Source organism: Streptomyces sp. NPDC005302, assembly GCF_040607345.1.
In the GTDB taxonomy this organism is placed as follows: domain Bacteria; phylum Actinomycetota; class Actinomycetes; order Streptomycetales; family Streptomycetaceae; genus Streptomyces.
This window is the reverse complement of record NZ_JBEXGN010000011.1, coordinates 181,173-206,113: the sequence shown is the minus strand read 5'-3', so window position 1 is coordinate 206,113 and position 24,941 is coordinate 181,173. Positions and strand designations below refer to the sequence as shown.

The following is a 24,941-nucleotide window of genomic DNA, read 5'->3' as shown; positions in this document are numbered from 1 at the left end:
TCCGTATTCTTCGGGGGGAATTTCGTACTCTGAAGCTTCCTCAGGAGGACAAGTGGGACGACTCTTCGGCACGGACGGCGTGCGCGGTGTCGCCAACGCGGATCTGACGGCCGAGCTCGCGCTCGGGCTCTCCGTGGCGGCGGCGCACGTACTCGCCGAGGCGGGAACCTTCGAGGGCCACCGGGCTGTGGCGGTGGTCGGGCGGGATCCGCGTGCGTCCGGGGAGTTCCTGGAGGCCGCCGTGGTCGCCGGCCTCGCCAGCGCGGGCGTGGACGTCCTGCGGGTCGGTGTGCTGCCCACCCCCGCGGTGGCGTATCTCACCGGCGTGCTCGGCGCCGACCTCGGCGTGATGCTCTCCGCCAGCCACAACGCCATGCCCGACAACGGCATCAAGTTCTTCGCCCGCGGCGGGCACAAGCTCGCCGACGAGCTGGAGGACCGTATCGAGGGCGTCTACGAGGAGCACCGCACCGGCGCCCCCTGGGACCGCCCCACCGGCGCCGGCGTCGGCCGGGTGAGCTCCTACGACCAGGGCTTCGACCAGTACGTCGCCCACCTCATCGGGGTGCTGCCGAACCGTCTCGACGGTCTGAAGGTCGTCCTCGACGAGGCGCACGGCGCGGCCTCCCGGGTCTCGCCCGAGGCGTTCACGCGGGCCGGTGCCGAGATCATCACGATCGGCGCGGCGCCCGACGGGCTGAACATCAACGACGGCTGCGGTTCCACCCACCTCGAACTGCTCAAGGCCGCCGTCGTCGAGCACGGCGCGGACCTCGGCATCGCGCACGACGGTGACGCCGACCGCTGCCTCGCCGTGGACCACACGGGCGACGAGATCGACGGCGACCAGATCCTGGCCGTCCTCGCGCTGGCGATGCGAGAGCGTTCCGCACTGCGTTCCGACACCGTCGTCGCGACGGTCATGTCCAACCTGGGCTTCAAGATCGCCATGGAGCGGGAGGGCCTCGCCCTCGTCCAGACCGCGGTCGGTGACCGCTACGTGCTGGAGGAGATGAAGCAGCACGGCTACGCCCTCGGCGGCGAGCAGTCCGGGCACGTCATCGTCCTCGACCACGCCACCACCGGCGACGGCACGCTGACCGGCCTGATGCTGGCCGCCCGGGTCGCGCAGAGCGGCCGTACGCTCCGCGACCTCGCCTCGGTCATGGAGCGCCTGCCGCAGGTCCTCATCAACGTGCCGGACGTCGACCGGACGCGGGTGAAGACCTCCGCCGAGCTGGCCGCGGCCGTCGGTGACGCGGAGCGGGAGCTCGGCAGCACCGGGCGGGTGCTGCTGCGCCCCTCCGGCACGGAGCAGCTCGTCCGTGTGATGGTCGAGGCCGCCGACATCGAGCAAGCCCGCTCGGTGGCCGCGCGCCTGGCCGACGTCGTGAAGTCGGCACTGGGCTAGGGCCTTTCGTTCGGGTCAGGTGGCGCAGATGTGCGACGCGTTGTCGGCTGGGTCGAGCCCCATGCCCCGCCGCATGATCCAGAAGACAGGCCCTGGGCCCGTTCGGAATTTCTCGTCCACGCCGTGAGGCCCGGCGCCCGACAGGGCGCCGGGCCTCACGGCGTGCGGGCTCTAGGCGGCGACTTTGCGTTCGCGCTGCAGTGCCCAGAACCACTTCTGGGCCATCAGCGTGAGAATGCCGGCGATGACGATGCCGAGCAGGTTGAACAGCAGCTGCTTGGTGGAGCCCCAGGTCTGGCCCATGTCGCCGTAGCTCAGCGCCACCGCGGCGTTCGCCGCGGCCGGCACGGTCGTCACGGAGATCGCGACACCGACCAGGGCCCCCGACTTCGCCGAGGTCAGCGACAGCATCCCGGCCGCGCCCGCGAGGACCGCGACGACGAACGAGAACCAGTCCGGGGCGTACACGAAGCCCGTGTTGGGGCGCGATCCCTCCAACTGCGCCTCGGTGAACAGGCCCACCCCGTCCATGAACAGGCTGAAGAGCACCGTCACCGCCATGGCGATCGCGAAGCCGGCCAGCAGCGCCGTCAGGGAGCGCAGCGCCAGCCGCGGGCCACGTTGGACGACGGCCGTGCACAGGCCGGCGAGCGGGCCGAACTCCGGGCCCACGGCCATGGCGCCCACGATCAGCACCGCGTTGTCGAGCACGACACCGCAGGCCGCGATCATCGTGGCGATCGTGATGAACGCGACGTAGGTGACCGACAGCGTCGACTCCTCGTGCGTCGCGTCCTCCAGGTGCTCCCACAGCACCGCGTCGGCGCCCTCGCCCGGGGCGTCCGCCTCCGCCTTGTCGGCACGCCTCGACAGGGACAGGTCGATGTCGTCCACCGCGATCGAGCCGGTCTGGTCGATGCCCAGATCCCGCAGCCCGCCGATGAGTTCGTCGCCCGCCTCCCGCGCCACGTCGCACAGCACGACGTCCCCGACCGGATTGCGGGCGGCTCCCGGCAGGACGACGAGGTGGGCGGTGCCGACCGTGCCCTCGACGAGACGCACCACGTCGTCGGTCCGGTCGGCGGGCGTGATCAGGCGCAGATGCAGCATGGGCGCAGCGTAGTGGTCAGAGTTTGCGCAGGCTCAGGCGCTGCACCTTGTGGTCCTGGCCCTTGCGTACGACGAGGGTCGCCCGGCCGCGGGTGGGGGCCACGTTCTCCAGCAGGTTGGGCTTGTTGATGGTGCGCCAGGTCGTGCGGGCGTAGTCGAGGGCCTCGTCCTCGGAGACCTGGGTGTACTTGCGGAAGTACGAGTCCGGGTTCTGGAAGGCGGTCGCGCGCAGCTTGCGGAAGCGGTTCAGGTACCAGCGCTCGATGTCCTCGGCGCGGGCGTCGACGTACACGCTGAAGTCGAAGTAGTCCGCGAGGCCGACGCGGGTGCGGCCGTCCTTGCCGGGCAGGGCAGGCTGGAGCACGTTCAGGCCCTCGACGATGAGGATGTCGGGGCGGCGGACCGTCAGCCGCCGGCCGGGCACGATGTCGTAGATCAGGTGCGAGTAGACGGGGGCCGTCACCTCGTCCTTGCCCGCCTTGATGTCGGCGACGAAGCGGGTCAGGGCCCGCCGGTCGTACGACTCGGGGAAGCCCTTGCGGGACATCAGGCCGCGCGCTTCGAGCTCCTCGGTGGGGAGCAGGAAACCGTCCGTGGTGACCAGTTCGACGCGGGGGTGCTCGGGCCAGCGGGAGAGGAGCGCCTGGAGCAGCCGGGCGACGGTGGACTTGCCGACGGCCACGGAACCGGCGACGCCTATGACGAACGGGGTGCCCGCCTGGGAGCCCTTCTCACCGAGGAAGGTGTTCAGGGCGCCTCTGAGTCCGTCCGTCGCGCCGACGTACAGGTTCAGGAGTCTGGACAGGGGCAGGTAGATGTCCCGCACCTCGTCGAGGTCGATGACGTCGCCCAGGCCGCGCAGCTTCTCGACCTCCTCGGCGTTCAGCGGGAGCGGCGTCTTTTCGCGCAGCGCGCTCCACTCGGCACGGGTGAGGTCGAGGTAGGGAGTCGCCTCCGGCTTGGACCGGTGGGCGCTCCGCGGCGACGAGGAGACCGGAGAGATCACAGTCCATTGTTACGGGAGGATGGACGGGATGGAGGGTGGGGTCCGTCACGCCGGGGGCCGCGCGGTGGATTCGCGGGGGCCGCGGGCCGGTGCGGAGGGTGGCTGGAATTTCCGATATCGGGCACGGAATGCCGGTATCGGAACGGCGTCGGCCCGTACGCTGCCGCCATGTGCGGAATCGTGGGATACGTGGGGTCGCAGTCGGCGCTTGACGTGGTGATGGCCGGACTGAAGCGGCTGGAGTACCGGGGATACGACTCGGCGGGTGTCGCCGTCCTGGCGGACGGGGGGCTCGCCGCCGCGAAGAAGGCCGGGAAACTGGTCAACCTGGAGAAGGAGCTGGTCGACCGGCCGCTGCCGGCCGGCACGACGGGGATCGGACACACCCGCTGGGCCACCCACGGGGGGCCGACGGACGCCAACGCGCATCCGCACCTCGATAACGCGGGCCGGGTCGCCGTCGTCCACAACGGGATCATCGAGAACTTCGCGTCGCTCCGCGCCGAACTGGCCGAGCGGGGCCACGACCTGACCTCCGAGACGGACACCGAGGTGGTCGCCCATCTGCTCGCCGAGGAGTTCTCCTCGTGCGGAGACCTGGCGGAGGCGATGCGGCTGGTGTGCCGGCGCCTGGAGGGCGCGTTCACACTGGTCGCGGTCGACGCGGACGACCCGGACGTGGTCGTGGGCGCGCGCCGCAACTCGCCGCTGGTGGTGGGTGTCGGCGAGGGCGAGGCGTTCCTCGCCTCGGACGTCGCGGCGTTCATCGCCCACACCCGCTCGGCGATCGAGCTGGGGCAGGACCAGGTCGTCGAGCTGCGCCGGGACGGTGTCGTCGTCACCGGGTTCGACGGCAGCCCCGCCGAGGTGCGCTCGTACCACGTCGACTGGGACGCGTCGGCGGCGGAGAAGGGCGGCTACGACTACTTCATGCTCAAGGAGATCGCCGAGCAGCCGAAGGCGGTCGCCGACACCCTGCTCGGGCGGATCGACGCGGCCGGTTCGCTCTCCCTCGACGAGGTGCGCATCCCGGTCCGGACACTGCGCGAGATCGACAAGGTCGTCATCGTCGCCTGCGGCACGGCCTTCCACGCCGGTCTGATCGCCAAGTACGCCATCGAGCACTGGACACGCATGCCGTGCGAGGTGGAGCTGGCCAGCGAGTTCCGCTACCGGGACCCGATCCTGGACCGGCAGACCCTTGTCGTCGCGATCTCGCAGTCCGGCGAGACCATGGACACCCTGATGGCGCTGCGGCACGCCCGCGAGCAGGGCGCCAAGGTGCTGGCGATCTGCAACACGAACGGTTCGACGATCCCGCGCGAGTCCGACGCGGTGCTCTACACGCACGCGGGCCCCGAGGTCGCCGTCGCCTCCACCAAGGCCTTCCTCACCCAGCTGGTGGCCTGCTACCTGGTCGCGCTGTATCTGGGCCAGGTGCGCGGCACCAAGTGGGGCGACGAGATCCAGGCGGTGATCCGCGAGCTGTCCCGCATCTCCCGCGAGGTCGAGCGGGTCCTGGAGACGATGGAGCCGGTACGGGAGCTGGCGCGCTCCCTCGCCCACAAGGACACGGTGCTGTTCCTCGGGCGGCACGTCGGCTACCCCGTCGCGCTCGAAGGGGCCCTGAAGCTCAAGGAGCTGGCGTACATGCACGCCGAGGGGTTCGCGGCGGGCGAGCTGAAGCACGGGCCGATCGCGCTGATCGAGGAGGACCTGCCGGTGGTGGTCATCGCGCCGTCGCCGCGCGGACGCTCGGTCCTGCACGACAAGATCGTCTCCAACATCCAGGAGATCCGGGCCCGGGGCGCCCGCACGATCGTCATCGCGGAGGAAGGCGACGAGGCGGTCGTCCCGTACGCCGACCACCTGATCCGCGTCCCGGCCACCCCGACCCTGCTCCAGCCGCTGGTCTCGACGGTCCCCCTCCAGGTCTTCGCCTGCGAACTGGCGACGGCCCGCGGCAACGAGGTGGACCAGCCGAGGAACCTGGCGAAGTCGGTGACGGTGGAGTGAGCGCGCGGCCGGGGCCGGTCCGGGAGCTTTAGGGTGCCCTCATGAGCATCATCGGGGTCGGGATCGATGTGGCCGAGATCGACCGGTTCCGGGCGTCGCTGGAGCGGACGCCGGGGCTGGCCGAACGGCTCTTCGTGGAGCGGGAGTTGTTGTTGCCGAGCGGCGGGCGGCGGGGTATCGCCTCGCTCGCGGCACGGTTCGCGGCGAAGGAGGCGCTGGCCAAGGCGCTGGGCGCCCCGGCCGGGCTGTACTGGACGGACGCCGAGGTCTTCGTCGAGGACAGCGGGCAGCCCCGCCTGCGGGTGAAGGGCACGGTCGCCGCCCGGGCGGCCGAACTGGGCGTGCGCTCCTGGCATGTGTCGCTCAGTCACGACGCGGGAGTGGCCTCGGCGGTGGTGATCGCCGAGGGATAGGGCGCCCGGAGGCCCGTCCCGCCGGACGCGCCCGCCGTGGCCGGGGCGGCACGGTGCGCGGCGGTGCGGGAGACTCGGGAGCATGCGTACTGCGTACAGCGTGGAGACCGTAAGGGCCGCCGAACGGGAGCTGATGGCACGGCTTCCCGAGGGGGCGTTGATGCAGCGGGCCGCCGCCGGACTGGCCGCCGCCTGCGCGGACCTGCTCGGGCGGGTGTACGGCAGCCGGGTGGTGCTGCTGGTCGGCACCGGCGACAACGGGGGCGACGCCCTCTACGCGGGGGCGCGTCTCGCCCGGCGCGGAGCCGGTGTCACCGCGGTGCTGCTCGCCCCCGGCCGGACGCACCCGGAGGGACTCACGGCGCTGCTGCGCGCCGGGGGCACGACCGCCGCGCCGGACGCCGCCGAACCGCTCCTGCGCCGCGCCGGCCTCGTCGTCGACGGGATCGTCGGGATCGGTGGCAAGGGCGGACTGCGGCCCGACGCCGCGCGGCTCGCCGAACTCGCCGACGCCTCCCGTGCCCCGGTGGTCGCCGTCGATCTGCCGAGCGGCGTGGAGGCGGACACCGGCGAGGTGCTCGGCGACGCCGTCCGCGCCGACCTGACCGTCACGTTCGGCACGCACAAGCCGGGGCTGCTCGTCGATCCGGCGCGCGGGTACGCCGGTTCCGTCCACCTCGTCGACATCGGGCTCGACCTCCCGGAGCAGGCCGACCTGGAGGCCCTGCAGCACGCCGACGTCGCGGCCCGGCTGCCCCGGCCCGGTGCGGCCAGCGACAAGTACCGGCGCGGTGTCGTCGGGATCGCCGCCGGGTCCGCCCGCTATCCCGGCGCCGCGGTGCTCGCCGTCTCCGGTGCGCTGCGCGGCGGGGCCGGGGCGGTGCGCTACGTCGGGCCCGCCGCGGACGCCGTCATCGCGCGGTTCCCCGAGACGCTGGTGTCCGGCGACGGTCCGGCGAAGGCCGGGCGGGTGCAGGCCTGGGTGGTCGGCCCCGGCGTCGGGGACGACGCCTCGTCCGTCGCGGAGGTGCTCGCCGCGGACGTGCCGGTCCTGGTGGACGCCGACGCGCTCCGGCTCGCCGACCGGGAGACCGTACGGGCCCGTAGCGCGCCCACGCTGATGACCCCGCACGCGGGCGAGGCCGCCGCGCTGCTCGGGGTCGCCCGCGAGGCGGTGGAGGAGGCACGGCTCGCCTCCGTGCGGGAGCTGGCGGGGCTGTACGGGGCGACGGTGCTGCTCAAGGGCGCCACCACCCTGGTCGCCGGTCCGGTCGGCGGCCCTGTCCGGGTGAACGCGACCGGCACGGCATGGCTGGCCACCGCGGGAAGCGGGGACGTCCTGTCGGGGCTCGCCGGGTCACTGCTGGCGTCCGGCCTGTCCGCCCTCGACGCCGGCAGCGTGGCCGCCTACCTGCACGGCCTCGCCGGGCGGTTCGCCGCGGACGGCGCGCCCGCCGGCGCCCATGACGTGGCAGCGGCCGTCCCGGAGGCGTGGCGCGACGTGACGGACTGACGGACCGCGGCGGACACGGCGCGACGGAGCGCGGGCCGCGAAGCGGCGTTCATGCCGGCCGGTCGCCCAGTGAACCGCCGACGCCGGCGGGGTGTGGCCGACGGCGGGCCGCGGGAGCGGCGGAAGGTCGCGTTGCCCAGATCGGGGGACCCTCTCCGCGCGGCTCACCCGGGGGCGTCGGCTCGTTGCGTATGGCTGATCGCATGATGAGCAGACGAATGGCGTGCCGGGTGGTCGCGGTGCTGCTGGCGGTGGCGGCGGCCGTGCCCGTGGGGACGGCCACGGCCGCGCCGGGACCGCCCCCGCCCGCGGGTGGCCGCGCGCTGACCGGACCGGCGTCGCCCGCCACGGCGGGGCGCAGCACGGTGGCGTGCGCCGCGGGGAGGGGCCCGCATCAGCGGCAGGTCGAACGGTGGCTCAGGCTCACCGTGGACGGCCGGCAGTCCGCGGCGGACTGCGAGGCCGTGCGGGCCTTCCAGGCGAAGCACGGCATCAAGCCGGCGAACGGCTACGCCGGCCCCCGCACCTGGGCCCGGATGCGCCTGCTGTCCGCCCAGACCGGCCAGACCGCCCACACCGGCCAGACCGGCCCGACCGGCATGACGACGGGCACGACGGGCACGACGGGCGACACGGCGAGCGGCGTGGCGAGCGGGGCGGAGACCGGTGCGGTGAGCGGCGCGGAGACCGGCCCGGCAGGTGGCCCGGCGGGCGGCCCGGCCACCGACGTCGTGGCCGGCCCGGCGACCGGCGCGGGCACCGGCGCCGTGGCCGCCGGCTGTCCGGTCCGCTCCTACCGGGTCGCCTGCGTCGATCTCAGGCGTCAGCTCACCTGGGTGCAGAAGGGCGGCAAGACCCTCTTCGGGCCGGTGGCGATGCGCAGCGGCGGCGCCGGACACCGCACCAGGACGGGCTGGTTCCGGATCTACTGGAAGCACAAGAACCACTGGTCCTCGCTGTACAACGCGCCCATGCCGTACGCCCAGTTCTTCAGCGGCGGGCAGGCCTTCCACGCCGTCTACGGCAGCATCCACACCACCGGCGGTTCGATGGGCTGCGTGAACCTGCGGCTCGCCGACGCACGGAAACTCTGGGGCGTCCTCAAGACCCGTGACCACGTGTACGTGTGGGGCCGCAGGCCCGGCAGCTAGGGAGCCGTCCGGATCGGCGGGGGCCCACCGCCGGGCCTGTCGCGGGGGCCGGTGCCGGAAGGGTGTCGTAGCCCTCTGAGAGACTGGGGCGCGATGACAGAGACAGCACACCCGCGGACGGCACCCCTGCGCGCCCGCGCCGAGATCGATCTGGCCGCCCTGCGGGCCAACGTACGGGCCTTGCGCGCCCACGCGCCGAGCGCGGCCCTGATGGCCGTGGTCAAGTCCGACGCGTACGGCCACGGCGCCGTCCCGTGTGCCCGCGCGGCGCGCGAGGCGGGCGCCACCTGGCTCGGCACGGCCACCCCGGAGGAGGCGCTGGCGCTGCGCGCGGCCGGCATCCCGGGCCGCATCATGTGCTGGCTCTGGACCCCGGGCGGTCCCTGGGCCGAGGCGATCGAGGCGGACCTCGACGTGTCGGTCAGCGGCATGTGGGCGCTGCGCGAGGTCACGGCCGCCGCCGAGGCCGTCGGCGCGCCCGCGCGGGTGCAGCTCAAGGCCGACACCGGCCTCGGCCGCGGCGGCTGCCAGCCCGCCGACTGGCCGGAGCTCGTCGCGGCGGCCCTCGCCGCCGAGGCGCGCGGGCTCGTCACCGTCACCGGCCTCTGGTCGCACCTCGCGTGTGCCGACGAGCCGGGACACCCCTCGATCCAGGCCCAACTGACGCTGTTCCGCGAGATGGTGGCCCACGCCGAGCGGCAGGGCGTGCGCCCCGAGGTGCGCCACATCGCCAACTCGCCCGCGACGCTGACCCTCCCCGAGAGCCACTTCGATCTCGTACGGACAGGGATCGCGGTCTACGGGATCTCGCCGAGCCCGGAGGTCGGCACGCCGGGCGACTTCGGGCTGCGCCCCGTGATGACGCTGAGCGCGTCGCTGGCCCTGATCAAGCACGCCCCGGCGGGTCACGGCGTGAGCTACGGACATCACTACGTCACCCCCGGCGAGACCACCCTCGGCCTGGTCCCGGTCGGCTACGCGGACGGCATCCCGCGGCACGCCTCCGGCACCGGACCGGTCCTGGTCGCCGGCAAGTGGCGCACGGTCGCGGGCCGGGTGGCCATGGACCAGTTCGTCGTCGACCTCGGCGGTGACGAGCCCGAGCCCGGCGCGCAGGCGGTCCTGTTCGGCCCCGGCGACCGGGGCGAGCCGACCGCCGAGGACTGGGCCCGCGCCGCGGGCACGATCGCGTACGAAATCGTCACGCGCATCGGAACCCGCGTTCCCCGCGTCTACGTGAAGGTGAACGAGGAACAAGTGGGGTAACACCCCTGGGCCGACTGGTGCGCGGGACCCGACGGGCAAAAAGCCGCGGGTGGCGCGCGCCGTTCGGGTGCCGGGCCGACAGCGCGCGGCCGAGAGCCGACAGCCGGAACGAGGAGGAGCGGGACGTGAGCGAGAGCAGCGTGGAGGCTGTCGTGAGTGCGGCCTCGGCCGCCGCCTCCGCGGGGAACTGGCGCAGGGCCGGGGTGGCCGGCGCCGCGATAGGCGTGGTCGCGGCGGGGGCCGCGGCCGGAGTCGCGATAGAGCGGCTCACGGTCGGCCGCGGCATGCGCAGGAAGGCCCGTCTCGCCCTCGACTCGACCGGCCCGTACGGCGCGCTGCGCGGCACCCCGGGCAAGGCGTTCGCCGAGGACGGCACCGAGCTGTACTACGAGGTCGACGAGGCCGAGCCGGAGGCACCGCTCGGCCCGCGCAGGCGCCGGCTGTTCGGCCGCAAGGCCCCCGCCCCCGTGACCGTCGTCTTCAGTCACGGCTACTGCCTGAACCAGGACTCCTGGCACTTCCAGCGTGCCGCGCTGCGCGGGGTGGTCCGCACGGTGCACTGGGACCAGCGCAGCCACGGACGCTCCGGTCGGGGCGCGGCCCAGTCGAAGGACGGCACGCCGGTCACCATCGACCAGCTCGGCGGCGACCTGAAGGCCGTCATCGACGCGGCGGTGCCCGAGGGCCCGGTCGTGCTCGTCGGGCACTCCATGGGCGGCATGACGGTGATGGCGCTCGCCGACCGGTTCCCCGAGCTGATCCGCGACCGGGTCGTCGCCGTCGGCCTGGTGGGTACGTCGTCGGGGCGGCTCGGCGAGGTCAACTTCGGGCTGCCGGTCGCGGGCGTCAACGCGGTCCGGCGGGTGCTCCCTGGTGTGCTGAAGGCGCTCGGGCAGCAGGCCGCCCTGGTGGAGCGCGGACGGCGGGCCACCGCCGACCTGTTCGCCGGGGTCATCAAGCGCTACTCGTTCGCCGGCCGGGACATCGACCCGGCGATCGAGCGGTTCGCCGAGCGGATGATCGAGGGCACGCCGATCGACGTGGTCGCCGAGTTCTACCCGGCGTTCACCGACCACGACAAGACGGCCGCGCTCGCGCACTTCGCCGAGCTGCCCGTCCTCGTCCTCGCCGGCGTCAAGGACCTGGTGACGCCGAGCGAGCACAGCGAGGCCATCGCCGACCTGCTGCCGGACGCCGAGCTGGTGCTCGTCCCCGACGCGGGACACCTCGTCATGCTGGAGCATCCCGAGGTCGTCACCGACCGCCTCGCCGACCTCCTGGTACGCGCGGGAGCCGTCCCGGCAGGAGCTACGGTGGGTGGCTATGGAAGCACCAGCAGCGCACAACCCGGCTGAGTCCACGCGGGACGGGGCCGGCGCGCGGATCACCGTGACCTCCCCCGAACAGATGCAGGAGCTGGGCCGCACTCTGGCCTCGCTGCTGCGCGCCGGCGATCTCGTGATGCTGAACGGCGAACTGGGCGCGGGCAAGACGACGCTGACCCGGGGCCTCGGCGAGGGGCTCGGCGTGCGCGGCGCGGTCACCTCCCCGACGTTCGTCATCGCCCGGGTGCATCCTTCCCTCGTCGACGGACCGCCGCTCGTGCACGTCGACGCGTACCGCCTCGGCGGCGGGCTCGACGAGATGGAGGACCTGGACCTCGACGTCTCGCTCTCCGACTCCGTGATCGTCGTGGAGTGGGGCGAGGGCAAGGTCGAGGAGCTGACCGACGACCGGCTGCACGTCGTCATCCACCGCGCCGTCGGCGACACCACCGACGAGGTGCGGCACGTGACGCTCACCGGGCTCGGCGAGCGCTGGGCCGCCGCCGGTCTGGACGCCCTCGCCGGCTGACCGGGACGAGCGCCGGGCCGGCGGCCGGGAGCGTCCCGCCGCGTGGCCGGCGGGCCGGGCCGGTGCGCTCGGCCCGTACGTCCGGCTCGTCTCCGGCTGATGGCTCCGGCCCGTGCGTGCCGTTCGTACGTTCGGCCAACTATCCGACAGGACGTCGGCAAGATATTGCGTTCGGCGTCCCGCCCGTGGTCACATGGTCTCCAGTGCGTGGTTAGGTCTACCTAACCACGCTGGCCCCCGAAGCCCCAGGAGGCGTCCATGTCGGCTTCAGAGTCGGCCGCAGTGCCGGCCGCGGACCGTGACGTGCCGGTGGCGCCGCGCGTGGCGGGCGGGGTGTCGATGAGGGACCTGCTGGCGGCCTGCGCCGCGGCGGAGGCCGTCTCCCGGCCGCCCCGCGCGCCCTTGGGCGAACCGCGGGCCACGGACCGGGTGCACCGCGCCGCCGAGGGGCCCCGCAGGGCCGCTTGACGTCACGGCCCGACGTGACCGCCCGATGTCGCCGGCGACGCCCACGGCGCGTCCCTACTTGATGACGACGACCTTCTCGCCCACGATCGCGAACTGCCACATCACGTCGGCGTCGGCTCGCGAGGTCCGGATGCCGCCGAGCTTCTTGCTGGGGTCGGGCGCGGTCGTGGAACCGTCGACCGCCGCGCTGAAACCGATCGCGACGCCGTTGACCAGCGTGAACCGCACGAGATGCTCGATCTGTACGCCGTCGGACCCGGTCACCGAGCCCGCCCGCGTCGTCACGGCGTAGGTGCCCGGCGCCGGATCGACCGTGCCGGGGGTGACCTCGAAGGTGCGCCGCACCTTGTTGCCGGCGCCGACCAGCCACACGCGGTCGTCGTCGGTCGAGTAGACGACCCGCTCGCCGCTGCCGGACCGGGCGGGCAGCGCGGCGGGGTTCTTCTTGTCCCGAGGCGCCTTGGACGTGGAGGCCTTCGGCGTCGCGCTCGCGTTCGGTTTGCCCAGGGTGTCCGGAACGCTCGCGGACGCCTGGTAGGCGAGGAAGCCGACTGCGGCGAGTGCCGCCACGGTGAGCCCGGCCACGAATCCCGAGCTGCTCCTAGCCACCTTGTGTGCCCACCTCTCGACCTTCGTACGTCTTTGCTGTGACGGTAGCAGCCGAGGGACGGGACTCCCGGGCGGCCGTACGTCCGGCTCGGGCGCCGTAGGCTGTTTGCGTGCTCTTGCTCGCTCTGGATACCGCCACCCCCGCCGTCACCGTCGCCCTGCACGACGGGACGGCTGTCGTCGCCTCGTCGAGCCAGGTGGACGCGCGACGGCACGGGGAACTGCTGCTGCCGGCCGTCGACCGGGTGCTCACCGAGGCCGGTCTCGGGCTGGACGCCGTCACCGGCGTCGTCGTGGGCGTCGGCCCCGGCCCGTACACCGGCCTGCGCGTCGGCCTCATGACCGCCGACACCTTCGGACTCGCCCTCGGCGTGCCCGTCCACGGCCTGTGCACCCTCGACGGGCTCGCGTACGCGGCCGACGTGGAGGGTCCCTTCGTCGTCGCCACGGACGCCCGCCGCAAGGAGGTCTACTGGGCCCGCTACACCGATCCCCGCACCCGGGTGTCGGAGCCCGCCGTGGACCGCCCCGCCGAGATCGCCGAGTCCCTCGCCGGGCTGCCCGTCGTCGGTGCGGGCGCCCTCCTCTACCCCGACGCCTTCCCGGACGCCCGCTCGCCCGAGCACGTCTCGGCCGCCGCGCTCGCCTCGCTGGCCGCCGAGAAGCTGGCCGCGGGCGAGGAACTGGAGCCGCCCCGGCCGCTGTACCTGCGCCGTCCGGACGCCCAGGTGCCCAAGAACTACAAGGTGGTCACCCCCAAGTGACCGCCGAGCTGCGCGAGATGCGCTGGTGGGACATCGATCCCGTACTGGAGCTGGAGAAGGAACTCTTCCCCGTCGACGCCTGGTCCCGGGGCATGTTCTGGTCCGAGCTGGCCCACGCGCGCGGGCCGCAGGCGACCCGCCGCTATCTGGTGGCCCGCGACGGCGACCTCCTCGTCGGGTACGCGGGGCTCGCCGCCTCGGGCGATCTCGGCGACGTGCAGACCATCGCCGTGCGCCGGGACCAGTGGGGCACCGGGCTCGGCGCCCGGCTGCTCACCGAGCTGCTGCGGGCGGCGAGCGCCTTCGACTGCGTCGAGGTGATGCTGGAGTGCCGCGTGGACAACGTGCGCGCGCAGAAGCTCTACGAGCGCTTCGGCTTCGAGCCCATCGGCTTCCGGCGCGGCTACTACCAGCCGGGGAACGTGGACGCCCTGGTGATGCGCCTGCACGACCCCTCCTCCTCCGTACAAGGAACAGAGACCCATGGCTGACGAACCCCTCGTCCTCGGCATCGAGACCTCCTGCGACGAGACCGGTGTCGGCATCGTCCGTGGCACCACGCTGCTCGCGGACGCGATCGCGTCGAGCGTCGACGAGCACGCCCGCTTCGGCGGGGTCGTGCCCGAGGTCGCCTCCCGTGCGCACCTGGAGGCGATGGTCCCGACCATCCAACGGGCGCTGAAGGAGGCCGGGGTCTCGGCCAGGGACCTGGACGGCATCGCCGTCACCGCCGGGCCCGGTCTCGCCGGCGCGCTGCTCGTCGGCGTCTCTGCCGCCAAGGCGTACGCGTACGCGCTCGGCAAGCCGCTGTACGGCGTCAACCACCTCGCCTCCCACATCTGCGTGGACCAGCTGGAGCACGGCGCGCTGCCCGAGCCGACCATGGCCCTGCTGGTGTCCGGCGGGCACTCCTCGCTGCTGCTCTCCACCGACATCACCTCCGACGTACGGCCGATGGGCGCGACCATCGACGACGCGGCAGGCGAGGCGTTCGACAAGATCGCGCGTGTGCTGAACCTCGGCTTCCCCGGCGGCCCGGTCATCGACCGGTACGCGAAGGAGGGCGACCCGAAGGCGATCGCGTTCCCGCGCGGTCTGACCGGGCCGCGCGACCCGGCGTACGACTTCTCCTTCTCCGGTCTGAAGACCGCCGTGGCCCGCTGGATCGAGGCCAGGCGGGCGGCGGGCGAGGACGTGCCGGTGCGCGACGTCGCCGCGTCCTTCCAGGAGGCCGTGGTGGACGTGCTCACCCGCAAGGCCGTCCGGGCGTGCAAGGACCAGGGTGTGGACCACCTGATGATCGGCGGCGGTGTGGCCGCCAACTCGCGGCTGCGCGTGCTCGCCCAGGAGCGCTGCGAGGCCGCCGGGATCCGGCTGCGGGTGCCGCGCCCGAAGCTGTGCACGGACAACGGCGCGATGGTGGCCGCGCTCGGCGCCGAGATGGTCGCCCGCAACCGCGCCGCCTCCGACTGGGACCTGTCCGCGGACTCGTCCCTGCCGGTGACCGACCCGCACGTGCCGGGGCACGCGCACGCGCACACGCACACGCACGATCACGTGCACGAGGTCTCGAAGGAGAACCTCTACTCGTGACCGTCGCGCTGATGTGGGAGGCCCGGGCCGTCGCCGGCCGGGGCGAGGACCTGCTCGCCTGGGTCCGGCGGCAGGAGATGCGGAAGGAGCCGGTGCGCCGCGAGGTTCTGCGGGCGCCGCAGGACCGGGTCCTGGTCATCACCTGGTGGGACGCCGCGTACGACGCCGAACTGCCCGAACTCCCCGAGCCTGACGGGGAGTTGGTGGCCCGCACCGTGCACAGGTGGCGGTTCGAGTCGGTGACGGAGGACTGACGGGGCGCCGGCCGGCGCCGGTGGGTCCGGTGCCGGAGGCGCCCGCGCGGAGCCGCTGGACCTGATCCACCCGGCTCCGCGAGAGGCACCCCGGCCCCGTCCGCGGGAGCGTTCCCGCGGTGGACCGCACGCGTGCGTCACGCGTGCGTCGACACCTCGCAGCGCAGCCGCCGGTCCGCGCCCGGCACCCGTCGCGGCCCGGTCAGCGTCAACCGAGCGGTGTGCCGCGTCTCCGCGCTCGACGCCCCCAGCCGCAGCTCCAGCTCGCCCGGCTCGACCACCCGCCCGCCCGCGCGGTCGGTGAAGGCCGACAGGTCCGCGTGGAATGTGAAGGTGACCCGGCGGGACTCACCGGGCGCCAGGTCCAGCCGCTGGTAGCCGATCAGGCGCACGTCCGGACGCGTCACCGACGCCACCGGGTCGTGCAGGTAGAGCTGGACGACCTCGGTGCCGTCGCGTTCACCCGTGTTGCGGACGGTGAGCGAGAGGTCGTACGAGCCGTCCGTCGTGATCTCGGCGTCCGTTCCCCGGACGTCCTCCCACGCGAACGAGGTGTACGAGCGGCCGTGTCCGAAGGCGTGCAACGGGGTCGGGTCCAGGTTGCTGACCTCGTTCGCGAGGCCGAGCGGGGGCTGGAGGTAGGTCCACGGCTGGGATCCGGGCAGCCGGGGCACGCTCACCGGGAGGCGCCCCGAGGGGTTGACGCGCCCGGACAGGACGCCGGCCACCGCAGGGCCGCCCTCCTCGCCCGGGAAGAACGCCTGCACCACCGCGCCCAGACGGCCGTCCCAGCGGCCCAGCGCGTAGGGGCGGCCGGTCAGCAGGACGAGCACCACCGGAACGCCGGTGGCGACCAGCGCGTCCAGCAACTCGCCCTGTACGCCGGGCAACCGGAGGTCCGGGGCATCGCAGCCCTCACCGGAGGTGCCCCGGCCGAACAGTCCGGCACGGTCGCCGAGGACCGCCACGCACACGTCCGCCTCGGACGCCCGCGCCACCGCCTCCGCGAAGCCGGACGGGTCGGGGTCCAGGACGCCGCACCCTTCGGCGAACGTCACCTTGGCGTCCGGGAGTTCGGAGCGCAGGGAGTCCAGGACGGTGGGGATGTCGATGCCTGCCGGCACGTCGGGGTGGTGCGTGAGCACATGGGACGGGAAGGAGTAGCAGCCGAGCATCGCCAGCGGGTCCGCCGCGCGGGGGCCGACGACCGCGACGCGGATCCCGGGGGCCAGCGGCAGCACCCCGGCCGGGTTGTCGAGCAGGACCACCGACGCCTCGGCCAGGCGGCCGGCCAGGTCGCGGTTGGCCGTCGAGTCCAGGTCGACGGGGCCCTCGGGCTCGGGCCTCCAGTCCGCGTCCAGGAGGCCCAGTTCGCACTTCTGGAGCAGCACGCGACGGGCCGCCCGGTCGACCAGCGACTCCGGGACGCCTCCGCTCCGTACGGCGTCCACCAGCGGCTTCCCGTAGCACTTCACCGTCGGCAGTTCGACGTCGATGCCCGCCTCCAGGGCCGCGTGGGCCGCCTCGGCCGGGCTTCCCGCGACCCGGTGCAGGGTCTGCAGGAAGCCGACGCCGAAGTAGTCGGCGACCACGGTTCCGGTGAAGCCCCACTCCTCCCGCAGGAGTCCGGTCAGCAGACGCGCGTCCGCCGAAGCCGGCACGCCGTCCGTCTCGTTGTACGCCGCCATCACCGAACGGGCGCCGCCCTCGCGCAGCGCCATCTCGAACGGCGGCAGCGTGACGTCCGCGAACTCCCGTCCGCCCGCCCGCACCGGAGCCAGGTTCCGCCCGCCCGCCGAGGACGCGTACCCGGCGAAGTGCTTCAGGGTGGCGACGACCCCGGCCGACTCCAGGCCCCGCACGTACGCCGTACCGATCGTGCCGACGAGGTACGGGTCCTCGCCGATCGTCTCCTCCACCCGGCCCCAGCGCAGGTCGCGGACCACGTCCAGGACGGGGGCCAGCCCCTGGTGCACGCCGACCGAGCGCAGGTCGTCGCCGATGCGCCGGCCGAGCTCCTCGACCAGCGCCGGGTCGAAGGTGGCGCCCCAGGCGAGCGGGACGGGGTAGGCCGTCGCGCGCCAGGCGGTGAATCCCGCCAGGCACTCCTCGTGGGCGACCGCCGGAATGCCGAAGCGGCCGGCGTCGGCGATCGCGCGCTGGGCGCGGGCCAGCGCCCGCGCGCCGAGCTCCGGGTCCACGGGTGCCGTGCCGAAGGAGCGGGTGAGCTGGCCGAGCCCGAGCGTGATCAGCTCGTCCCAGTCCTGGTCGGCGGTCATCTCGTGCTGGAGCGGGGCGACTCCGCCGCCGTCCGTCGCCGCGCCCACCCACACGCCGTACAGCTGGGCGGTCTTCTCCTCCAGGGTCATCCGGGAGAGCAGGTCGTCGACGCGGGCCGCCGGAGTGAGCGAGGGGTCGCGCCAGGGAGCGGTGGTCATGGAACTCCTGTCAGGGAAAAGGGGGGTCGACTGCCCCTGGCCGTCCACGTTCACTTGCCGCCCACACCCATGAGGCCGCCGACCAGCGCGCGGCGGGCCACCAGGTACACGGCGAAGATCGGGACACCGGAGAGGACCACGGAGGCCAGCAGCGCCGGGATGTTCACGCCGAACTCGCTGACGTAGTTGAACAGGCCGAGGGTCAGCACCCTGGGGCCGTCGGACTGCGTGAAGATCAGCGGGAAGAGGAGCCCGTTCCAGGCCTGCAGCGCCGAGTAGACGACCACGGTGCTGATGCCGCCCTTGGCCAGCGGGACGACCAGTTGGAACAGCATCCGGGTGGTGGAGGCGCCGTCCAGTCCCATCGCCTCGTACAGGTCCTCCGAGATGTCCCGCAGCGTGCCGGTGAGGATCAGCACGGACACCGGCATCGCGAAAGCGGCCGTCGGCAGGATGATCGCGAGCAGGCTGTCGTACAGGTCGAGCTTGGCGATCATCAGGTACAGCGGGACCACGACAGCCTGCGCCGGGATCGCCACACCCAGCAGGAACAGCCGGAAGGCGGCCCCCGACCACATGCTCCGGGTCCGCACGGCGACGTAGGAGAGCGGGACGCACAGCGCCAGGACGATCACGACGACCGCGGCCGCCACGAGCGCGGTGTTCCACAGCAGGTGGCCGAAGCCGTTGTGCAGGACGGTGTCGTAGTTGTCCAGGGTCGGATGGGACGGCGGCTTCAGGGCGTTGTGGCCCAGTGCCTCGCTCTGGTGGGTGAGCGAGGCCGAGATCATCGCGTAGACCGGGACGACCACGACGGCCAGCCAGATCACCGAACCGAGGCCGGCGAGCGGGTTGGCACGCCGTGACCAGTGCCGGCGGCGGGGCCCGGTCCGGTCGGGGCCCGCGGCGGGGGCGGACTTCACCGGGCGCCGCAACGTGTCGTGTGCCATCTCGTCACATCCCTTCCCGGGTGCTGCGCATCGCACCGAAGCCGGACAGCCTCACCATCAGCAGGGACAGCGCGGTCGCGGCGATCACCAGGAAGGAGGCGACCGCGCTCGCGTAGCCGAAGTCGTAGCTCTTGAAGCCCGCCTGGTACATCAGGTACGGCAGGATCGCCGTGTCGGTGCCGGGGCCGCCCTGGGTGAGGATCAGGACCGTCTCGAAGTACGTGAGCGAACCGACGATCATCAGCACCCCGGACGTGGTGGCCGTGTTGCGCAGTTGCGGCAGCGTGATCGAGAAGAACTGGCGCAGGCGTCCGGCGCCGTCGATGGCCGCCGCCTGGTAGAGCACGTCGGGGATCTGCCGGGCGCCACCCTGGTAGATCAGCGTGTGGAACGGGATGAACTGCCAGCCGCCGACGAACACGATCGCGAGGAACGCGCCGCTCGTCGTGCCGAGCGTGTCCGCGTGGATGATGCCGAAGTTCGGGTCGAGCAGTGCGTAGAACAGCAGGGAGATCGCTGTCGACGACAGCAGGAACGGCGTGAAGAAGATCGCCGAGAGGATCGCGCGGTTGCGCTGCCTGCCCGCCGCCCACACGCCCAGCAGCAGCGAGAGCACCGTCTGGAACGCCCAGCTCACCACGGTCAGCGCCACGGTGACCGTCAGGGACTGGGTCAGCCGGTCGTCGTCCAGCAGCTTGCGCCAGTTCGCCAGGCCGACCGGCCGCGGGTCGCCCAGACCGTTCCACTGGGTGAACGAGAGGTAGAAGGCCAGGACCATCGGGGCGATGGCGAAGAACGCGAAGAACGCGATGGCGGGCAGGGCCAGTGCCGCGCTCGGGCGGCCGGCCCCGCCGCGTCCGGCGGAGCGGGGGCGGCCCGCGGTGCGCGGGCCGCCCTTGACGTGCGCTGTGCTCACTTCAGCCCCTCGAGCGCCGACACGAACTGCGTCGGCGAGGACTTGCCCACGAACAGCTTGTTGACCTCGGTGAGCATCGGGGTGGAGACGTTCGGGGCGACCGCCTGGTCCCAGCTCAGCGTGAACGCCGGTGCGTCCTGCACCATCTGGTACTGGAACTTGGCGAACTCCGGGTTGGGCGAGGCGTCCAGCAGGCTCGCCGCGTTCGAGGTGGCCGGCACGTCACCGTTGGCGATGAGTTCCTTGGTGTAGGCCTCGGACGCGCTGTCCCGCAGGAAGGCGATCGCCGCGTCCTTGTTGGAGGTACGGGCGTTCACCGACCAGTAGTTGGTGGGGTTGCCGACCACGTTGCGGATGTCGCCCGCGCCGCCCTCGAACTTCGGGAAGGCGCACCAGCCCAGGTTCTTCTTGGCGAAGTCCGGGAACTTGCCGAGCTGCGTGGAGTACTCCCACGATCCCATCAGGTGCATCGCCGCCCTGCCCTTGGCGAAGACCGCGGGAGCGCCGCCGTTGCCGTAGCCCACCGAGCTGTAGCCCTTGCCGAAGGCTCCGTCGTCGATCAGCTCCTTGACGGTCTGGGCGGCCTTGAGAACGGCCGGGTCGCCCCAGCCGGAGGCGTCGCCGTTCTTGATCTTTTCGAAGACGTCGGGTCCGCCGATCCGGTCGACCAGGTACTCCAGCCACATCAGCTCGGGCCAGATGTCCGAGCCGCCCAGCGCGAACGGGGTGATCTTCGCCTTCTTCAGCTTGGCGTTGAGGTCGAGCAACTGGTCCCAGGTGGTGGGCGGCTGGAGCTTGTGCTCCTCGAAGACGGTCTTGTTGTAGAAGAGGATCACGGGCTGCATGCCTCGCATCGGCACGCCGTAGTTCTTGCCGTCCAGGCCGCCCGCGCTGAGCACCGACGGTAGGAAGCCGCTCTTGAGCACCGGGTCGGACGCGATGACGTCGGTCAGGTCGACCAGCTGGCCGGCGTCCTTGTACGCCTTGATCGAGCCGCCGCCCCAGTTGAAGAACACGTCGGGGGCGTTGGGCGAGCCCATCGCGGTGCGCAGCTTCGCCGGGTAGTCCGTGGCGGGAACCTTCTGCAGCTTGACCGTGCCCTTGGTCTTCTTCGCCGCGGCCGACGCGTTGAACCGGCTGACGGACTTCACCTGGATCTTCGCCGCGTCGTCTCCGTAGACGAACGCGGTGAGTGTGCCGCCGCCGCCCGAGCCGTTGTCGGAGCCGCAGGCGGTGAGCCCGCCGACGGAGGCCAGGGCGGTCGCGCCCGCGCCGAGGAACCAACGTCTGCTGTAGGACTCCATGGGACGGCACCTCTCGGTATGCGCGAAGGCTCCACGACGAGCCGACGCGAATGTTTCGAGTCGAACTTCGAATGTTCCGGGAACGTAGGGCGATCCGGAGGGTTCGTCAAGAGGTCGCGCAGGGATACGATCGCGCTCATGAAGCCTGGGAATTCCGTGGAAGCAAGGACGGCGACGCTCGCTGAGATCGCCCGAGAGGCAGGGGTGTCGGCCCCGACTGTTTCGAAGGTGCTCAACGGCCGCGCCGATGTCGCCCCGGCGACCCGCAGCCGTGTCGAGGAGCTGCTGCGTGACCACGGATACCGGCGGCGCAGGGCGGAGTCGACGCGGTCGCCCCTCATCGACCTCGTCTTCCACGAGCTGGAGAGCGCCTGGGCGATGGAGGTCATCCGGGGGGTCGAGAGCGTCGCCAGGGACGAGGGGCTGAGCGTGGTGCTGTCGGAGAGCGCCGGCCGGCTGACCCCGGGCCGTACCTGGGCCGACCAGGTCGCGGCGCGCCGGCCGTACGGCGTGATCCTGGTGCTGTCCGGTCTCGACGAGTCCGGGCGGGCGCTGCTGACCAGCAGATCCATCCCGTTCGTCGTGATGGATCCGGCCGGTGACCCGGGCGACGGCGTGCCGTCCATCGGCGCCACCAACTGGCACGGGGGCCTTGCAGCGACGCGCCACCTGATCGAGCTCGGCCACACCCGGATCGGCGCGGTCACCGGGCCCTCGCAGATGATGTGCAGCCGCGCCCGGGTCGACGGCTACCGTGCCGCGCTGGAGACGGCGGGGCTGCCCGTCGACTCCGGCCTGATCCTCCCCGGCACCTTCCACCACGAGAGCGGCTACCGGGCCGGGCTCGAACTCCTGCGCCGCCCCGACCGGCCCACGGCTGTCTTCGCCGGGAACGACCTCCAGGCGCTCGGCCTCTACGAGGCGGCCCGCGAGCTGGGGCTGCGCATTCCCGAGGACCTGAGCGTCGTCGGCTTCGACGATCTTCCGGTGGCGCGTTGGGTGGGGCCGCCGCTGACGACCGTACGGCAGCCCCTGACGGAGATGGCCGAGGCGGCGGCGAAGCTGGTGCTCGAACTGGGCCGCCAGGAGAGGCCCGCGGCCGGGACGCGCATGGAGCTGGCGACCAGCCTGGTGGTCCGCAGCAGCACGGGGGCGCCCCCGGCGTGACCGGTGGGCCCTCGGCGCGGCCCCCTCACGCTCCTCCCGAGCCGGTCGGACCGGCGACCGAAACTTTCGAAGAAGCGGGCCGTGACGCGCCGTGTGGAGACACCCCTCCAACGCGAGGTACCGGAGAGCGCCCCTCGCGTCGGCTCCCCGGTGCGGAGAGATCCCGGGGGAGACCCGGGAGGCCCCGGAGAGAGCCCCCGGTGACAGCGCCGGGGAGACCATCCGGTCGGTGGCCCCGGTGAGAAAGTTCCTGAGCGCGTGGCCGCCTGTCGTGAGAGCGGCCCCCCGAAAGACCCCTGCCGTGCGAGTCGCGGCGAGAGGCATCTGCCGTGCGAGCCGCTCGGGAAAGCCGCCTGCTGTGCGAGCCGCCGCGCGAGACCGCTGCCGTGAGAGCCGGTCCGTTTCCGCGACGCGGAGGCGCAAGCGCGGTGACCGCCGCCGGGGGGCCACTCCGGTCGGAGGTCCCGGCGAGAAAGTTCCTGAGCGCGTGGCCGCCTGTCGTGAGAGCGGCCCCTGAAAGAGCCGTGCTGTGCGAGTCGCGGCGAGAGGCGTGTGCGATGCGAGCCGCCCGGGAAGCCCCCTGCTGCGCGAGCCGCCGCGGGAGCCCTCTGCCGTGAGAGCCGGTCCGTTTCCGCGACGCGGAGGCGCAAGCGCGGTGAGCACCGCCGGGGAGACCCTCCGGCCGGAGGCGCCCGACCAGAAAGTTCCCGAGCGCCAGGCCGCCTGCCGTGAGAGCGGCCCCCCCGAAAGAGCCGTGCTGTGCGAGTCGCGGCGAGGGGCGTCTGCAATGCGAGCCGCCCGGGAAGCCTCCTGCCGCGCGAGCCCTCTGCCGTGAGAGCCGGCCTGTTTCGGCGACGCGGAGGAGGAAGCGCGGTGAGCGCCGCCGGGGCAGCCCCTTCCGAACAGCCCATTTCCCTTGGCCCCTTCGGGGGGTGCTCGCCGGTGGTGCGTACAACCAATGCGCCGACCGGCGAGTCTCGTGCGGTGAGCCTGTGACCGTGACGGGAGGGCCTGCTGATGAATTCCCCGCGTCCGCGCACACGGTGGGCGGGACCCCTCGCCGTGGTTCTGCTGGCCCTGGTGGCGCCCACCGGACGCGGTCCCGCGGGTGCGACGACCGTCCCCGTCACGCCCGCCTTCGTCCCGGTCCCCGCCGCCTCTCCCGTACGCGAGGACTTCGACGGTGACGGATACCCGGACCTCGCGGTCGCCGACGGCCACGCCCCGGTCGACGGACGGCGGGGCGCCGGCCGCGTCACGGTGCTGTACGGCGGCCCGGACGGCTCGTCCCCCATGGGTGCGGGCGGACGGGCCGTGATCAGCCGGGCCACCGGGGGCGTTCCGGGCGCGCCGGTCGCGGGGGAGGGGTTCGGGTCCGGGCTCTCGCGGGGGGACCTGGACGCCGACGGCTACGCGGACCTGGTCGTCACCACCGCGGGGACGAGTGACGCGGTGATCGTCTGGGGCGGTCCGCACGGCCTGTCCGGCGCCACCTCCGTGCCAGCCACCTCCGTGCCCGCCGCCACCGCGCGGACGGGTGACTTCGACGGCGACGGCCTGCTGGACCTGGTGCTCCTCCGGCCCGGCCGCGGCGACGCGGCCGGGGGCACCGAGGCGACCGTCTGGACCGGCCCGGTGCGCCGTACGGGCGTCCCCGCACGGGCGGCCGCGCTCGACCCCGGCGGACTCGCGCACGCCGGTGTCGTCGGCGGCGCCACCGGGGACGTGGACGGCGACGGCCGCGACGACCTGGTGCTCTCCGCGCACTGCGGCGCGGGCGCCTCCTGCACGTACGTCTACCGCTCCACGGCCACCGGGCCGGTCCGCACCGCCGGCCACCGCGGCGGCCCCTCCGTCGCCGTAGGCGACCTCGACGGAGACGGCTACGCGGACGTCGTCGTGGACGCCGGGGCCGGTCCCGGTCCCGGCGCCGCGCCCGCCCGCCGGCTCGACATCGCGTACGGATCCGCCGCCGGGGTCGGTGACGGCACCGTGTGGACGTCGGTGACGCCGGAGGGGCCGGTGGCGCAGGGAGCCGGCGTGCGCGACGGTGGGTCCGGAGCCGTGAGGCTCCTGGACACCGACGGCGACGGCTGTCCCGACCTGACCGTCGCGGCACTCGCCGGACGCGCCGGAGCGGGCTCGCTCCGCACCCTCTCGGGCTGCCCGGCGGGAGCCGTGCGGGACCCGGTCCAGGGGCGCTGACCTCGTCCGGGGAAGAGACTTCGAAGGAGACGGCAGAAAACTTCGGGGAAATGCCGGGACGGTGTCGAAACCGTCGTCCCCCGATCGACGCACAGGTGAGAGGCGGGGACGGACCCCGTCCCCGAGAGTCACCGAGACACGAGGAGTCACCATGCCCCGCTACCTGTCGCTCGTCCAGATCGACGAAAGGACCGCGCCCGCCGAGGGCCCCAGCTCGGAGCTGATGCAGCGCATGGGCGAACTGATCGAGGAGATCACCAAGGCGGGCGTCATGCTGGAGACCGAGGGTCTGACGCCCTCCGCCCAGGGCAAGCGCGTCCTGTGGTCGGGCGGCGAACTGACCGTCACCGACGGGCCCTTCACCGAGTCCAAGGAGGTCGTCGGCGGCTACGCGATCATGCAGTGCAAGGACATGGCCGAGGCCCTGGAGTGGACCAAGCGGTTCCTGAAGGTGCACGAGGAGCACTGGACGGTGACCTGCGAGGTGCGCGAGATCGCCGGAGGCTGAGCGGTCCGCTTGGCCCGGGGCCGTC

23 protein-coding genes are annotated in these 24,941 nt (G+C 73.0%); 16 read left to right on the top strand and 7 right to left on the bottom strand.

The genetic code is table 11. The features are described from left to right. Positions 1-52 precede the first annotated feature (52 nt). Complete coding sequence (gene glmM / locus ABZT74_RS19155; RefSeq protein ID WP_355877074.1) at positions 53-1,411, top strand: phosphoglucosamine mutase; 1,359 nt, start codon at positions 53-55, stop codon at positions 1,409-1,411. 171 nt (positions 1,412-1,582) lie between these two features. Here glmM and ABZT74_RS19150 read toward each other — a convergent pair whose 3' ends face one another. Continuing rightward, positions 1,583-2,521 carry a DUF389 domain-containing protein gene (locus tag ABZT74_RS19150; RefSeq protein ID WP_356436327.1) on the bottom strand — a complete coding sequence of 313 codons (939 nt, stop codon included), beginning with the start codon at positions 2,519-2,521 and terminating at the stop codon, positions 1,583-1,585. Between the two features lie 16 nt (positions 2,522-2,537). Continuing rightward, positions 2,538-3,527, bottom strand: a complete 990-nt coding sequence (gene coaA / locus ABZT74_RS19145) for a type I pantothenate kinase (RefSeq protein ID WP_355877067.1) — start codon at positions 3,525-3,527, stop codon at positions 2,538-2,540. Positions 3,528-3,695: 168 nt separating this feature from the next. Here coaA and glmS point away from each other — a divergent pair, with 168 nt between their 5' ends. From glmS to ABZT74_RS19105, 8 genes are all read left to right on the top strand, one after another. Then, positions 3,696-5,543 carry a glutamine--fructose-6-phosphate transaminase (isomerizing) gene (glmS, locus tag ABZT74_RS19140; protein WP_355877064.1) on the top strand — a complete coding sequence of 616 codons (1,848 nt, stop codon included), beginning with the start codon at positions 3,696-3,698 and terminating at the stop codon, positions 5,541-5,543. A gap of 41 nt (positions 5,544-5,584) precedes the next feature. Then, positions 5,585-5,956: a holo-ACP synthase gene (locus ABZT74_RS19135; RefSeq protein WP_355877061.1), complete on the top strand. Its 372-nt coding sequence runs from the start codon at positions 5,585-5,587 to the stop codon at positions 5,954-5,956. A gap of 82 nt (positions 5,957-6,038) precedes the next feature. Then, a complete protein-coding gene (locus tag ABZT74_RS19130) occupies positions 6,039-7,469 on the top strand; it encodes an NAD(P)H-hydrate dehydratase (protein WP_356436324.1) in 1,431 nt (476 codons plus the stop codon). Positions 7,470-7,672: 203 nt separating this feature from the next. Beyond that, positions 7,673-8,620, top strand: coding sequence for a L,D-transpeptidase family protein (locus ABZT74_RS19125; RefSeq protein ID WP_356436322.1), 948 nt, complete (start codon positions 7,673-7,675; stop codon positions 8,618-8,620). A 93-nt stretch (positions 8,621-8,713) separates the two neighbouring features. Continuing rightward, positions 8,714-9,886: an alanine racemase gene (gene alr, locus ABZT74_RS19120; protein ID WP_356436319.1), complete on the top strand. Its 1,173-nt coding sequence runs from the start codon at positions 8,714-8,716 to the stop codon at positions 9,884-9,886. 125 nt (positions 9,887-10,011) lie between these two features. Further along, positions 10,012-11,241 (top strand): alpha/beta hydrolase, encoded by a 1,230-nt coding sequence (locus ABZT74_RS19115; RefSeq protein ID WP_355877051.1) that lies wholly within the window; start codon positions 10,012-10,014, stop codon positions 11,239-11,241. Next, positions 11,210-11,740: a tRNA (adenosine(37)-N6)-threonylcarbamoyltransferase complex ATPase subunit type 1 TsaE gene (gene tsaE / locus ABZT74_RS19110; protein WP_356171221.1), complete on the top strand. Its 531-nt coding sequence runs from the start codon at positions 11,210-11,212 to the stop codon at positions 11,738-11,740. The genes ABZT74_RS19115 and tsaE overlap by 32 nt, the downstream gene beginning before the upstream one ends. Before the next feature lie 258 nt (positions 11,741-11,998). After that, a complete protein-coding gene (locus tag ABZT74_RS19105) occupies positions 11,999-12,208 on the top strand; it encodes a hypothetical protein (protein ID WP_356171218.1) in 210 nt (69 codons plus the stop codon). A 54-nt stretch (positions 12,209-12,262) separates the two neighbouring features. On the opposite strand, the gene ABZT74_RS19100 is transcribed toward ABZT74_RS19105, so the two are convergent. Continuing rightward, complete coding sequence (locus ABZT74_RS19100) at positions 12,263-12,817, bottom strand: hypothetical protein (RefSeq protein ID WP_356171215.1); 555 nt, start codon at positions 12,815-12,817, stop codon at positions 12,263-12,265. A gap of 110 nt (positions 12,818-12,927) precedes the next feature. On the opposite strand from ABZT74_RS19100, the gene tsaB reads away from it, so the two are divergent. The 4 genes from tsaB to ABZT74_RS19080 are packed head-to-tail and all read left to right on the top strand — an operon-like array spanning position 12,928 to position 15,428. Beyond that, positions 12,928-13,581 (top strand): tRNA (adenosine(37)-N6)-threonylcarbamoyltransferase complex dimerization subunit type 1 TsaB, encoded by a 654-nt coding sequence (gene tsaB / locus ABZT74_RS19095; RefSeq protein ID WP_356171212.1) that lies wholly within the window; start codon positions 12,928-12,930, stop codon positions 13,579-13,581. A gap of 17 nt (positions 13,582-13,598) precedes the next feature. Next, positions 13,599-14,072, top strand: a complete 474-nt coding sequence (gene rimI / locus ABZT74_RS19090) for a ribosomal protein S18-alanine N-acetyltransferase (RefSeq protein ID WP_355877111.1) — start codon at positions 13,599-13,601, stop codon at positions 14,070-14,072. Beyond that, entirely contained in the window at positions 14,065-15,174 is a 1,110-nt protein-coding gene (gene tsaD / locus ABZT74_RS19085) for a tRNA (adenosine(37)-N6)-threonylcarbamoyltransferase complex transferase subunit TsaD (RefSeq protein ID WP_356436315.1), read from the top strand. Before rimI ends, tsaD begins: the two co-directional genes overlap by 8 nt. Beyond that, positions 15,171-15,428: a hypothetical protein gene (locus tag ABZT74_RS19080; protein WP_356436312.1), complete on the top strand. Its 258-nt coding sequence runs from the start codon at positions 15,171-15,173 to the stop codon at positions 15,426-15,428. Before tsaD ends, ABZT74_RS19080 begins: the two co-directional genes overlap by 4 nt. Positions 15,429-15,565: 137 nt before the next feature. Here ABZT74_RS19080 and ABZT74_RS19075 read toward each other — a convergent pair whose 3' ends face one another. The 4 genes from ABZT74_RS19075 to ABZT74_RS19060 form a co-directional block, all read right to left on the bottom strand. Beyond that, the gene (locus tag ABZT74_RS19075; protein ID WP_356436309.1) at positions 15,566-17,866 is read right to left on the bottom strand and encodes a glycoside hydrolase family 3 N-terminal domain-containing protein; all 2,301 of its coding nucleotides are present in this window, start codon (positions 17,864-17,866) and stop codon (positions 15,566-15,568) included. Between the two features lie 50 nt (positions 17,867-17,916). Next, positions 17,917-18,816, bottom strand: coding sequence for a carbohydrate ABC transporter permease (locus tag ABZT74_RS19070; protein ID WP_356171198.1), 900 nt, complete (start codon positions 18,814-18,816; stop codon positions 17,917-17,919). Between the two features lie 4 nt (positions 18,817-18,820). Continuing rightward, the gene (locus ABZT74_RS19065; RefSeq protein ID WP_355877108.1) at positions 18,821-19,642 is read right to left on the bottom strand and encodes a sugar ABC transporter permease; all 822 of its coding nucleotides are present in this window, start codon (positions 19,640-19,642) and stop codon (positions 18,821-18,823) included. 86 nt (positions 19,643-19,728) lie between these two features. Further along, positions 19,729-21,036 (bottom strand): extracellular solute-binding protein, encoded by a 1,308-nt coding sequence (locus ABZT74_RS19060; protein WP_355877029.1) that lies wholly within the window; start codon positions 21,034-21,036, stop codon positions 19,729-19,731. 138 nt (positions 21,037-21,174) lie between these two features. On the opposite strand from ABZT74_RS19060, the gene ABZT74_RS19055 reads away from it, so the two are divergent. The 3 genes from ABZT74_RS19055 (at position 21,175) to ABZT74_RS19045 (ending at position 24,916) form a co-directional block, all read left to right on the top strand. Next, on the top strand, positions 21,175-22,203 hold the full coding sequence (locus tag ABZT74_RS19055; RefSeq protein ID WP_356436305.1) for a LacI family DNA-binding transcriptional regulator: 1,029 nt from the start codon (positions 21,175-21,177) through the stop codon (positions 22,201-22,203). Between the two features lie 1,062 nt (positions 22,204-23,265). After that, positions 23,266-24,408, top strand: coding sequence for a VCBS repeat-containing protein (locus ABZT74_RS19050; protein ID WP_356436302.1), 1,143 nt, complete (start codon positions 23,266-23,268; stop codon positions 24,406-24,408). Between the two features lie 151 nt (positions 24,409-24,559). Next, a complete protein-coding gene (locus ABZT74_RS19045; RefSeq protein ID WP_356436299.1) occupies positions 24,560-24,916 on the top strand; it encodes a YciI family protein in 357 nt (118 codons plus the stop codon). The last annotated feature ends 25 nt before the right edge of the window (positions 24,917-24,941 follow it).